Source organism: Vibrio furnissii CIP 102972, assembly GCF_000176175.1.
In the GTDB taxonomy this organism is placed as follows: Bacteria; Pseudomonadota; Gammaproteobacteria; order Enterobacterales; family Vibrionaceae; genus Vibrio; species Vibrio furnissii.
The window spans coordinates 36,376-48,895 of sequence record NZ_ACZP01000010.1; the positions used below are offsets into that span (position 1 = coordinate 36,376).

At 50.1% G+C, this 12,520-nt stretch carries 11 protein-coding genes; 4 read left to right on the plus strand and 7 right to left on the minus strand.

Annotated elements, in window-relative coordinates:
• Positions 1 to 152: 152 nt before the first annotated feature.
• Both glmS and VFA_RS01710 read right to left on the minus strand, forming a co-directional pair.
• The gene (gene glmS, locus VFA_RS01705) at positions 153 to 1,985 is read right to left on the minus strand and encodes a glutamine--fructose-6-phosphate transaminase (isomerizing) (protein ID WP_004724234.1); all 1,833 of its coding nucleotides are present in this window, start codon (positions 1,983 to 1,985) and stop codon (positions 153 to 155) included.
• Positions 1,986 to 2,087: 102 nt separating this feature from the next.
• Positions 2,088 to 2,849 carry a DeoR/GlpR family DNA-binding transcription regulator gene (locus tag VFA_RS01710; protein ID WP_038150695.1) on the minus strand — a complete coding sequence of 254 codons (762 nt, stop codon included), beginning with the start codon at positions 2,847 to 2,849 and terminating at the stop codon, positions 2,088 to 2,090.
• 431 nt (positions 2,850 to 3,280) lie between these two features.
• Between VFA_RS01710 and pykF the strand changes: the two genes are divergently transcribed.
• The gene (gene pykF / locus VFA_RS01715) at positions 3,281 to 4,693 is read left to right on the plus strand and encodes a pyruvate kinase PykF (RefSeq protein WP_004724236.1); all 1,413 of its coding nucleotides are present in this window, start codon (positions 3,281 to 3,283) and stop codon (positions 4,691 to 4,693) included.
• A 381-nt stretch (positions 4,694 to 5,074) separates the two neighbouring features.
• On the opposite strand, the gene VFA_RS01725 is transcribed toward pykF, so the two are convergent.
• Entirely contained in the window at positions 5,075 to 6,895 is a 1,821-nt protein-coding gene (locus tag VFA_RS01725) for a sensor domain-containing diguanylate cyclase (RefSeq protein ID WP_004724237.1), read from the minus strand.
• Between the two features lie 25 nt (positions 6,896 to 6,920).
• On the opposite strand from VFA_RS01725, the gene VFA_RS24130 reads away from it, so the two are divergent.
• Positions 6,921 to 7,052: a hypothetical protein gene (locus VFA_RS24130; RefSeq protein WP_004724238.1), complete on the plus strand. Its 132-nt coding sequence runs from the start codon at positions 6,921 to 6,923 to the stop codon at positions 7,050 to 7,052.
• A 50-nt stretch (positions 7,053 to 7,102) separates the two neighbouring features.
• On the opposite strand, the gene VFA_RS01730 is transcribed toward VFA_RS24130, so the two are convergent.
• The gene (locus VFA_RS01730; RefSeq protein ID WP_004724239.1) at positions 7,103 to 7,801 is read right to left on the minus strand and encodes an oxidative stress defense protein; all 699 of its coding nucleotides are present in this window, start codon (positions 7,799 to 7,801) and stop codon (positions 7,103 to 7,105) included.
• Between the two features lie 177 nt (positions 7,802 to 7,978).
• Positions 7,979 to 8,875 (minus strand): LysR family transcriptional regulator ArgP, encoded by an 897-nt coding sequence (locus VFA_RS01735; protein WP_004724240.1) that lies wholly within the window; start codon positions 8,873 to 8,875, stop codon positions 7,979 to 7,981.
• Positions 8,876 to 8,988: 113 nt separating this feature from the next.
• Between VFA_RS01735 and VFA_RS01740 the strand changes: the two genes are divergently transcribed.
• Both VFA_RS01740 and VFA_RS01745 read left to right on the plus strand, forming a co-directional pair.
• Positions 8,989 to 9,615 (plus strand): LysE/ArgO family amino acid transporter, encoded by a 627-nt coding sequence (locus VFA_RS01740; protein ID WP_004724241.1) that lies wholly within the window; start codon positions 8,989 to 8,991, stop codon positions 9,613 to 9,615.
• Between the two features lie 9 nt (positions 9,616 to 9,624).
• A complete protein-coding gene (locus tag VFA_RS01745; RefSeq protein ID WP_004724242.1) occupies positions 9,625 to 10,110 on the plus strand; it encodes a YbaK/EbsC family protein in 486 nt (161 codons plus the stop codon).
• Between the two features lie 44 nt (positions 10,111 to 10,154).
• On the opposite strand, the gene mscS is transcribed toward VFA_RS01745, so the two are convergent.
• Together mscS and fbaA are read right to left on the minus strand one after the other, a co-directional pair.
• Entirely contained in the window at positions 10,155 to 11,018 is an 864-nt protein-coding gene (gene mscS / locus VFA_RS01750) for a small-conductance mechanosensitive channel MscS (RefSeq protein ID WP_004724243.1), read from the minus strand.
• Positions 11,019 to 11,317: 299 nt separating this feature from the next.
• Positions 11,318 to 12,394 (minus strand): class II fructose-bisphosphate aldolase, encoded by a 1,077-nt coding sequence (fbaA, locus tag VFA_RS01755; protein WP_004724244.1) that lies wholly within the window; start codon positions 12,392 to 12,394, stop codon positions 11,318 to 11,320.
• Positions 12,395 to 12,520 lie beyond the last annotated feature (126 nt).

Consider the following 12,520-nt stretch of genomic DNA (forward strand, 5'->3'; position numbering starts at 1 on the left):
CATGTCCTCGCCGTTTGGCGCGTGCAAAACAAAAAGCCGTTTGGAGCGAACACAACAAAAAAAAAGCAGCGCCGGAGAAACCAGCACTGCTTTTTCGTTCACATCATGAGCCTCAACAACAGACCCATGGGAGTGATGATTGACGATGAGCGTTATTCAACCGTCACCGCTTTGGCCAAGTTGCGCGGTTGGTCAACGTCCGTGCCTTTGATCAGAGCCACATGGTATGACAACAACTGCATCGGAATGGTGTAGTAGATTGGCGCAGTGATGTCGCTGACGTGCGGCATGGTGACGATCTTCATTGTGGCATCGGCTTCAAAGCCAGCCGCTTGATCGGCAAACACATACAGCAGGCCGCCACGAGCGCGCACTTCTTCAATGTTGGATTTGAGTTTTTCCAACAATTCATTGCTTGGCGCCACCACCACCACTGGCATGTCGGCATCAATGAGCGCCAACGGGCCGTGTTTCAGTTCACCCGCCGCATACGCTTCTGCGTGAATGTACGAGATCTCTTTTAGTTTGAGCGACGCTTCCAGCGCAATCGGGAAATATTCGCCACGACCAAGGAACAGCGTGTGTTGCTTGTCGGCAAAGTCTTCGGCAATGGTTTCGATCTCTTTCTCACATGCCAGCGCCGCTTCAATTTGTTGTGGCAACGCATGCAGCGCTTCGACGATCTCTTTTTCCTGCGCTTTGTCGATCACGTGTTTCTGTTTGCCCAGCGCCGTCACCAACATCAGCAATGCGGCCAGTTGCGTGGTGAACGCTTTGGTCGATGCCACGCCGATTTCAGTGCCCGCGCGCGTCATGAATGCGAAGTCGGATTCACGCACCAGTGAAGAGCCGGCCACGTTACAGATGGTCATCGCGGCCATGTAACCTTTTTCTTTCGCCAGACGCAATGCCGCCAATGTATCGGCCGTTTCGCCAGATTGCGACAGGGTGATTAGCAAGCTGTTTGGACGCGTCACAAATTTGCGGTAACGGAATTCCGATGCAATTTCGACATCGCAGCTCACGCCGGCCAGTGCTTCAAACCAATAGCGCGCCGTCATCCCCGCGTTGTAAGACGTGCCGCACGCGACGATTTGGACGTGTTCCACGTTATTCAGAATGTCTGCAGCGTGCACGCCAATGCTTTCAGTCACCACAGAATCTTTGGTCAGGCGACCTTCCATGGTGTTGATCAGCGCTTTCGGCTGCTCAAAAATCTCTTTTTGCATGAAGTGGCGGAACTGACCTTTATCACCCGCATCGTGTTCGGCATTCGATTCGACGATGTCACGCGTCACGGCTTCACCGAACGTGTTGAATACGTTCACTTCGCGACGCGTCACTTCGGCCACGTCCCCTTCTTCCAGGTACATAAAACGACGCGTTACGCTCAGCAGGGCCAGTTGATCTGACGCCAGGAAGTTTTCCCCCACACCAAAACCAATCACGATCGGGCTCCCCGAGCGCGCCACCACGAGACGAGACGGATCTTTGCGATCCACCACCACGGTGCCATACGCGCCTTCGAGCTGTTTCACGGTTTTTTGCACCGCTTCGAGCAGTGAACTTGCCGTGCGACGTTCCCATTCCACCAAGTGCGCGATCACTTCGGTGTCGGTTTGTGAGGTAAACACGTAACCGCGCTCACGCAACTGTTCGCGCAGCACTTCGTAGTTCTCAATGATGCCGTTGTGAACCACGGCAATGTCGCCCGACATGTGTGGGTGAGCGTTGACTTCAGAAGGCTCACCGTGTGTCGCCCAGCGCGTGTGCGCAATCCCCGTGCCGCCCGCCACGTGCTGCGCATCGACAGCATCCGCCAGCTCTTGCACTTTGCCCAAACGGCGAACGCGCGTGAGCTGACATTCACTGTCAACCACCGCCAGACCCGCTGAGTCGTAACCGCGGTATTCCAGACGGCGTAGGCCTTCGACCAAGATTTCAGCGACATCACGTTGTGCTACTGCACCAACAATTCCACACATGGTATTAACTCCGTAACTATTTTTTGTTTCAGCTTCTCTGTGGCATTCCAAGCCGGGGCAGCAAGCAAAAGGCCCGTCAGAGAAGGAGGGTATTCGTTGTGCTCAGGCGCGAATCACACGCACCTGATGAGATTCAATTTGTGCCACGTCAGCGTCGGGCAATTCTTTATCGGTCACCAGCACATCAATCGTGTCCCAGGACAATTCGAGATTGGGGATTCTGCGCCCCACTTTGTCGGATTCCACCATGACGATCACTTCACGCGAGACTTCCGCCATCACCTTGCTCAGGCCAACCAACTCATTGAACGTGGTCGTGCCGCGCTCCAAATCAATGCCATCGGCACCAATAAACAGTTGGTCAAAATCGTACGAACGCAGCACCGATTCCGCGACTTTGCCTTGAAAGGATTCAGAATTCGTATCCCACGTCCCGCCAGTCATCAGCAGCGTCGGTTCACTTTCTAACTCGTTGAGTGCGTTGGCAACATGCAAGGCGTTGGTCATCACCACCAAGCCACGCTTGTCGTTCAGTTGCTCAATCAACGCGCCGGTGGTGCTGCCGCTGTCGATCACAATGCGATTGTGGTCGCGAATTAATTTCGCCGCGGCTTTGGCAAGCGCTAACTTTCGAACCGAAACTTTTGGACTCATTTCATCGGCGACTACCTCTTTGGGAAGCGCAATGGCGCCGCCATAACGTCTGAGCAGCAGACCGTTACTTTCTAACGAGGCGAGATCCTTTCTAATGGTCACTTCGGAGGTTTCAAACTGGCTGGAGAGCGCTTCAACGCTGACTTCACCTTGCTCATTCACGAGGTTGGCAATGGCGTGACGTCTGAGCTGTGTATTTCGTTTCGACATGGTTTATTTTTTATCAAGTTTCGAATCGAAACGAAGTATAATCAAAACGAAACATTTATGTCCATTTATTTTGATCCAAAAAATTAATATTTCGCGCTAAAACCTTGTCCTAAGACAAATCTTAAACAGTGATATTGACGCCGTTCAGTGGTAGAATTCGCACCCTAAAAGAAAAAAAATTACAGAATACGGCGTGATATTTTTGTAACTTTGGCCGTTTACCCTGACTAAGTCGCGGATTTCTGAAATTTTAACCCCAACAAATGGTCATAAAATGACTAAACTTGTTGAAAGACTTTCAGCTTTGGAGTGAGCGAAACTCGTGAACTACACTTGGCAATTGAAGACGACATGTTGCCACCACCGAGATCACTTTGGGGCGATGCACCAAACTTCTATTTCTTAATTTCTATTACCGGAGAGACCCTTCCATGAAAAAGACCAAAATCGTTTGTACGATTGGCCCTAAAACTGAATCTGTAGAGAAGCTAACTGAACTAGTTAACGCAGGCATGAACGTGATGCGCCTGAACTTCTCTCACGGTGACTACGTAGAGCACGGTACTCGTATTGCGAACTTCCGTCAGGTCATGGAAAACACAGGTAAGCAACTGGCTATCCTGCTGGACACCAAAGGTCCAGAAATCCGTACAATCAAACTGGAAAACGGCGATGACGTTGATCTAGTTGCTGGTCAAGAATTCACATTCACCACTGACACTTCAGTTGTTGGCAACAAAAACATCGTTGCTGTGACTTACGCTGGTTTCGCACAAGACCTGAACGTAGGCAACACCATTCTGGTTGACGATGGTCTGATCGAAATGGAAGTGACTGCGAAAACTGATTCAGAAGTAAAATGTAAAGTGCTGAACAACGGCGCACTGGGCGAAAACAAAGGTGTGAACCTACCAGGCGTATCTGTGAACCTGCCAGCACTGTCTGAAAAAGACAAAAACGACCTGAAATTTGGTTGTGAGCAAGGCGTTGACTTCGTTGCGGCTTCTTTCATCCGTAAAGGTTCTGACGTGAAAGAGATTCGTGAAGTTTTGGCTGCAAACGGCGGCGAAAACATTCAAATCATCTCTAAAATTGAAAACCAAGAAGGCGTAGACAACTTCGACGAAATCCTAGAATTGTCTGACGGCATCATGGTTGCACGTGGCGACCTGGGTGTAGAAATCCCAGCAGAAGAAGTTATCTTCGCGCAAAAAATGATGATCGAAAAATGTAACCGCGCACGTAAAGTGGTTATCACTGCAACGCAAATGCTAGATTCAATGATCAAAAACCCACGTCCAACTCGCGCAGAAGCGGGCGACGTTGCGAACGCGATCATGGACGGTACTGATGCAGTCATGCTGTCTGGTGAAACTGCGAAAGGTAAATACCCTGTTGAAGCCGTAACCATCATGGCTCAAATCGCAAACCGTACAGATTCAGCGCTGAAAGCGGAACTGGGTTCTCGTCTGGACAGCCCACGCCTACGCATCACTGAAGCCGTATGTAAAGGTGCAGTCGACACTGCTGAGAAACTAGCAGCGCCACTGATCGTCGTTGCAACTGAAGCGGGTAAATCTGCACGTTCAGTACGTAAGTACTTCCCAACAGCAAACATCATCGCGGTTACCACCAACAAGAAAACTGCTGCACAGTTGGTTCTGAGCAAAGGTGTTTCTCCAGTGGTTGTGGATTCTATCGACAGCACTGATGATTTCTACCGTCTGGGTAAAGAAATCGCACTAGAATCTGGCCTGGGTAAAAAAGGCGACATCGTGGTGATGGTTTCTGGTGCACTTGTGGCATCTGGCACAACCAACACAACGTCTGTACACGTACTGTAATTCAGTCGGTTCAGCACATAAAAAAAATCGGGGCATGGCCCCGATTTTTTATTTCTGTCTCTTACCAACCAAAAAACTCTTTGTGGTGGGTGTTAAGCAATAACACCATCGGCAGGAAATAAAGCGCACTGAGCTTAAATCCTAATACCAACAAAAAGCCAATCGTGAGCCTCACGAGAAAATGATTAACCATACTCTGCCTCGTCTTGCCCAGAGTGTGCGATTTCCGTTCCCTTTCCCCGCCCCACTGCGGAAAAAGTGACTGCTCCATTCAAATTTGGGCGACTATCGATGAAAAGATCGACAGTTTACTTATTAATCAGTTTAGCTCAAGCGGGAATAAAAATTAGACTTTAGTCGCATTGTCAGAAAAGTGTGACACTAGGCGATATCATCACTGCTATGGCAGACCGATACGCGGTTTCGGCCCAATGTTTTCGACTCATACAACGCAATGTCCGCACATTTATACGAGCGATTGCTGTCGAACGTCAGGTCGGTTACGCCCGCGCTGATGGTCACGGTTAGACTTTGGTCGATAGCCACGGCAGCACGCAAACGATCCACCACGCGGTGCGCTTCGTCAATGGCAGTGTGAGGCATGATCACCGCAAACTCTTCGCCACCAATACGCGCAATAAAATCGGTGCTGCGTAGCTGGTGCGTGAGGATCTGCGCGACCTGAATGATCACACGATCGCCCTGATCGTGTCCCTGTTCATCATTGATGCGTTTAAAGAAATCAATATCGATCAACACCAAGCAGGCGTCATGATTGTGGGCATAGCGTTCGACCAGTTGCGTCTGCGTTTGCAGCTCTTGTTCGAACTTGCGCCGGTTCCAAAGGTGTGTCAGGGAATCTTTTTCACTCAGCTCGCGCAGTTGGTTTTCCAACGCTTTGCGCTCGCTGATATCAATAATCGAGGTGATGTAGTAACTCACGCGACCCGCTTCGAAAATGGCCTGAATGCGCACAATGGTCGTGAGCATTTGCTGATCCTCGGTGACCAACTCCACTTCCCCTTCCCAGCTATGCTGTTCCGACACTTTTTCAAGTACGTCGAGCACCTGATCCATGCCGTGGTGACTCAGCAACACTTTGAGCGCGTTCCGTCCCAGCACCCAATGACTGCTCAGCCCGGTCATCGTTTCAAACTCTTCGTTGACCATGATCACTTGGTGCGACTTATCAGAGATCATCACCGCCGACATGCCACTGAGCGCCGCACGCGCGAGTTTGCTTTCAATCGTCCGTCGATGGTAATGCAGCGCCATGGAAATGGTCGGCAGTGCAAAAATCAGCACGATCAAAAAGACAAACACGCCCTCTTTCACCAGATCGTTCAGATCGCGCGCGACGCGATGCGTGAGTTGGGCTTGGGTCAGTTTGATCACCAAATGCAGTTGCTGCTTGTCAGCAAACGCCATGGTGGTGAACACCAACAGATGGTCGGCTTCTTGGCGGTAGCCACGTGCCTGCTGCTGCATCTGTGCCCACGTGAACGGGTATTCACGCGCAAAGTGATGCGGTGAATAGGCGCTGTCTTGGTTGTGCATGAACGGCGTTTCCGGCGTCAGGTAAACACCTGTATTCGAAATCAGTTTTGGCCGCAGGGTGGCATCCAGCGCGTAGCTGAGACGATTCGACAGATTGAGAATGTCCACATCAATCATCACATACCCGACCCGCTGGCCAGCCATATTGATGGGCGTCACCACACAGACAGAAGGAATCGTCTCCATCGTCTCGCCCCGCTTCACACGGCGTGTGCCACTCCAAGCGCCCACTTGGTCATCCCCCAATGATTGCGCGTAGCGCAGCAATGTGCTCTGTTGGTAGTGCTCCTCAGTCTCAACCGCTTTGGCCTGATGCGCAGCCGCCGAGTAATCGACGCGAATCAACACCTGCCCCTGCACATCCATGAAGCGAATATGGTCGTACCATTTCTGGCTTTTGGCGACCGACATAAACACGCCCGCCAAACGAGATTGATGCTGTGGGGTTGGCGCCTGAGCGAAGTCGTACGTGCTTTGGCTATGACCTAACAGGTCAACGACCGAAAATAGCTGTTCTTGAATCCGGGAGAATTCGCGCTCACTGTAGGTGAGCTGATTGAGCGCTTCGCGCGCGGTTTGGATGATGTTGCTCTGCTTGAGCTGCTGATAGCGTTGCACGTAATACGCGGTAATCGCGGTGGTCATCAGCGTACAGGCGATGAGAAGAAATATGACGACTCTCGAAAACCTCATGACCCTGCACTATCATCCCTGCGAAAAAGAAGGTGGGTACTATATCACCATTTCAGGCGCACTGAATAAAAAAGCGACCGCAGACTCGGTTTTGATTGTGTCGAAATAAAACAGCCAGAATCGAGCATGATCCTGGCTGTTTACCGCATGATGGGGTGTTTATTCTGCCAGTTTATAAATCACATCCACGCGATCGCGAATCACCAACGTGGCATCCTGATAAGTATCGCTCGCGCTGACTTTTTCATTCATGCTCATCGCACGCATCATCACGGGCTGCGGATTCATGGTGTTGTAATCAATTCGCCACACGCCGCCCAAGTTGCGTTTGAACCCTTTGGCAATCGAGCGCGCTTTCAGTTTCGCGTCTTCAATCGCCGCCATGCGGGCTTGCTGTTGGTATTTCGCTTCATCACGCACTTTCAGCTGCACGTTATCAACTTGATTGATGCCGTTGGCCAGCGCCACATCCAAATACTGGTTCAGGTTGGCCACATCATCCACTTCCACCGTTACACTGCGTGACGCGCGGTAGCCGACCAGTTCCGGTTGGCCGGATTTCGGGTAATGGTATTGCGGTGCCAAATAGAGGTTGGAGCTGGATATGTGCTGCGCATTGACGCCCGTCGCTTTCAGCTGCGCGGTAAATGCCGTCACCACTTTATCGACCGCAGCCTTAGCTTGCTCGGCATTCATGGTGGTTTCCGTCACTTTCACAGAGAACTGCGCCATGTCTGGTTTTGCGACGACTTCACCGTACCCAGTGGTCACCAAATGCGGAAAGTTAGGGTCTTGCGCCTGAACGCTGGCTGCGCCAAATAAGCACGCCACAATCGCAAGCTGAGGGATCAATTTCATGCCGTTTACCTTATCGGTTTACGCTAGGTGACCTAGCCAAAATCCGGTCGTCTGCATGACGATCCGGTCAAAATCATTGGCTCTATCATAGGTGAAATAATGCGCGTTCGAAGCGTATGGCGGTGAAAATCACACAACTTTGACTTTGCTCGCAAGCGCTCCCCACAGGGGTGTCATCTATTGCGGTAACGCTTGTCGGGCATAACTGACAATCGACTCCGAGATGGTTTTCAGTAGGCCGCTTTCCAGTTGCCAATGGTGCCAATAGAGCTTTTGATCGACGAAATACTCCGGCAACATATCCACCAACAGCCCTTGCTGTAACTCCTCTCGAATCTGCACTTTGGGGATCAACGCAAACCCAAAGCCATGCAGCGCCGCTTTGACACACGCTTCCGAACTGCCGACCGAATGTTTGATCTCACTTTGCATGTCGTGCCCCAAACAGGCATGGACAAAACGTTCATTGATAAAATCCTGTTGATCAAACGCCACCGAAGGCGCCACATCCAGCGCCGCGCCAGTCACGCCATGTGCAAAATAACGCTGATAAAATTGCGGCGAGCACACCGCCAAGTACGGCATGTTGCCCAGCAGCACCGCCTGGCACCCCGGAATAGTTTTCGCAGATTGACTAATCGCCCCCACCACTTCGCCGTTTTTGAGTTTCTCAATCGTGCGGTGCTCATCATCCACCAGCAGATTGATTTCCACTTTGCCGGGCGTGATCAAGGGGGCCAACGCGGGCAACAGCCACGTGGCGAGGCTGTCGGCGTTGGTGGCAATCGACACCGATACCGCCTTGTCTGCGCCATCATTATTTAATTGCGGCAGAATGTCTTGCTCCAGCACGCACACTTGGCGATACAGGCCCAAGAGCTTTTGCCCTGCCGGAGTGACTTTGGGCGGAGACTGACGCACCAACACCGGTTGTGCCAACCATTTCTCCAATTGTTTAATTCGCTGAGACACAGCGGACTGAGAGATGCACAGCGTTTCCGCCGCTTTTTCAAAGCTGCCTTGGGCGATAATTTCGTCCAACGCTTCTATCCAACGGTAATCTAATCCACGCATGCTTTCACCATAAGTAATCCTAATGACTTATTAATATTATTAGTTTTATTTATTTTTAACTATCCCTTATTTTTGCTCTCAGGTAACTATTTAATCACTTTTGGAATATAACTATGAACTTGTGGATCTTGCTTCAGGGCTTTGGATTCGGTGCCACCATGATCATTCCGATTGGCGCGCAAAATGCGTATGTACTCAATCAAGGCATCAAACGGAATCATCACCTGACCACCGCGACCATTTGCAGTTTCCTCGACATCTTTTTTATTTCGCTGGGTATTTTTGGTGGAGGAGCCATTCTGTCGCAAAGCGAATGGCTGCTGACGTTCGTCACCCTTGGCGGCATTGCGTTTCTGACCTTTTATGGCCTGCAATCGTGGAAAAGTGCTTTTGCCAAACCGAGCGACGAAAACACCACCACCACAACCGCACGCGGTCGCCGAGCGGTGATTCTCGGCACGCTGGCCGTCACGGTGTTAAACCCGCATTTGTATTTGGATACGGTGGTGATTTTAGGTTCGATTGGTGGCCAGTTTGAGGGTAACGATCGCCTGTCATTTGCCATCGGCACCATCATGGCATCGTTTGTGTGGTTTTATTCGTTGTCGATTGGCGCGGCAAAATTAGCGCCAACCCTCTCCAAACCCAAAGTGAAACAAGCGATTGATATCGGTGTGGCGCTGATGATGTTTGGGATTGCCCTCGCCCTGACCAACAACCTGTATCAGTTATGGCACTAAGGAGTCACGATGTCGGCATTAGAAACTTTGTATCAAGCCAATGTGGCGTTGCTTCATCAAGCTGGAGTGCCATTTCAACAATGGCAACATGAACCGATTTTGGACTTCGCCACCGATGAAAAGGTGGCTCAAGAGCTGGGCTGGACCGGCACGCACACCAAAAGCCTGTTTCTGAAACTCAAAGGTGGTGGCTACGCCCTGCTGTTTACCGAGAAAGATGCACGTTTGGATGCCAAAGCCATCAAAGCGTTAATCGGCAAGCGGCCGTCGATTTGCAGTGATGAGGAGATGACCGAAGTGACCCGCTGTCTCCCCGGCGCAGTTGGCCCGTTTGTGTTGCCCCAAGCCATTCCAGTGATTGTTGATCCAGCGCTGCTGCACAAACAAGAGCTGCTGTTTACCCCCGGCCATCCTCATCTCACGCTCGGCTTTTCGGGCGCTGATCTGGATAAATTGCTCGCCAACATCGCGAATCCAATCATCATGCTGGCATAAAAAAACGGAGGCTTTCGCCTCCGTTATCGTGATTCGCTGCAAGCTTAGTCGAGCTTGTTGAGATGCACATCCATTTGTGGGAATGGAATCTCGATACCGTTTTCATCCAGCGCTTCTTTCATCGCTTGAGTCAGATCCCAGTAAACAGCCCAGTAATCGGCACTGTTCACCCAAGGACGCACGATCAGGTTCACGGATGAGTCAGCCAAAGCATGTACCGATACGTTCACGGCTGGCTCTTTCAGCACGCGAGGATCGCGTTCAACAACTTCACGCAGCACTTGTTTGGTCTTTTTCAGATCCGCCTTGTAAGAGACGCCAATCAGGAAGTCCACACGACGCGTGTCGTAGCGAGAGTAGTTGGTAATCGCACCACCAATCACAGCCGAGTTTGGCAGAACGATCATCTTGTTGTCTGGTGTTTTCAAAATAGTTTGGAAGATTTGAATCGAATCCACCGAACCCGCCACACCGGCCACTTCAACGTAGTCACCCGATTTAAATGGACGGAACGCAACAATCAGGACACCCGCCGCAAAGTTCGACAGTGAGCCTTGCAGTGCCAAACCAACTGCTAAACCCGCGGCACCAATCACGGCAACCACAGACGCAGTTTGAACACCGATACGACCCAACGCCGCGATCAGAACAATCACAAATAGCAGGTAACGCACCAAACCATGAACGAATTCGACGACTGCCGGATCCATGTCTTTTTTCTTCAGGACTTTCGAAACACTGCCCGCGACTGCTTTCACCACGAGATTACCGATAAACAGAATCAGTAGTGCGGAGATAATATTGACACCGTATTGAATCAATAGATCCGAGTTATCTGATAGCCAAGTGTTTACGTGGCTCAGACCGTCAACAATCGGCATTTCCACGCCGCTCGATTCACTAGCCATAGTATGTATCCTCTAGAATAATCTTTCTTCGATGTTTTTTTGTAACCCACTGACAATCAAACACATTTATAGATAACGTCCCTGACATCAGAATTTTGGCAATTTATCGTAATCTTGGTAATTTGCAAAGTCAGGTTTTAGCAAAGACCGACAAAACAAAAGGTTATCTCGATTTTGGACAAGCCTGTATCAGATTAAGCAATAATCACCTTCTCTGCCAGTGGTTCGCTAAAATTTAATCCAGCCACAAAACAAAAAGCCCGCTCAATGAGCGGGCTTTCTTAATCGTGAGAGACGACTTACAGTACGTCTACCGCGTTCAGGTCAGCAAAGGCTTTCTCAAGACGAGCAACCATAGACGCTTGACCAGCACGTAGCCATACGCGTGGATCGTAGTATTTCTTGTTCGGTGCGTCTGTACCCGTTGGGTTACCGATTTGACCTTGTAGGTAATCGTGGTTATCTGCTTCGTATCGACGGATACCATCCCAAGTTGCCCACTGTGTATCAGTGTCGATGTTCATTTTGATCACACCGTAAGAGATAGATTCTTTGATTTCAGCTTCAGTTGAACCTGAACCACCGTGGAATACGAAGTTCAGAGAGTTCGCTGGTAGGCCGAATTTCTCAGATACGTATTTTTGAGAATCACGCAGGATAGTTGGAGTCAGCACAACGTTACCTGGTTTGTATACACCGTGTACGTTACCGAAAGATGCTGCGATAGTGAAACGAGGGCTGATCGCGTTCAGTTTCTCGTATGCGTATGCAACGTCTTCTGGTGAAGTGTACAGCTCAGATGTATCCATATCAGAGTTGTCTACGCCGTCTTCTTCACCACCAGTACAACCCAGTTCGATTTCCAGAGTCATGTTCATTTTAGCCATGCGCTCTAGGTATTTAGAAGAGATTGCGATGTTGTCTTCTAGAGACTCTTCTGACAGGTCGATCATGTGAGAAGAGAACAGAGGTTTACCAGTTTCTGCGAAGTGTTTTTCACCAGCGTCTAGTAGGCCGTCGATCCAAGGCAGTAGTTTTTTCGCTGCGTGGTCAGTGTGCAGAATCACTGGCACACCGTAAGTTTCAGCAACTGCGTGTACGTATTTTGCACCCGCTACAGCACCAAGGATTTGTGCACCTTGACCTTCAAGTTTAACGCCTTTACCTGCGAAGAAAGCAGCGCCACCGTTAGAGAACTGAACGATAACTGGAGCTTTAACTTTCGCAGCTGCTTCAAGTACAGCGTTAACAGAATCTGTGTTTACACAGTTCACTGCAGGAAGTGCGAAGTTGTTTTCTTTAGCTACTTGAAATACTTTTTGTACGTCATCGCCAGAGATAACACCAGGTTTTACGAAGTCGAAGATCTTAGACATGGATGTAATCCTATTTTCTGTCGTTTTAAAAATAAAAACGGTAAGTTTTAATTCTTGCAAACGTTTGCTCACAACTGGCGACATTCTAGCAGAATAAAATCGGCCATGCAGCAAACAAGAAAGCGG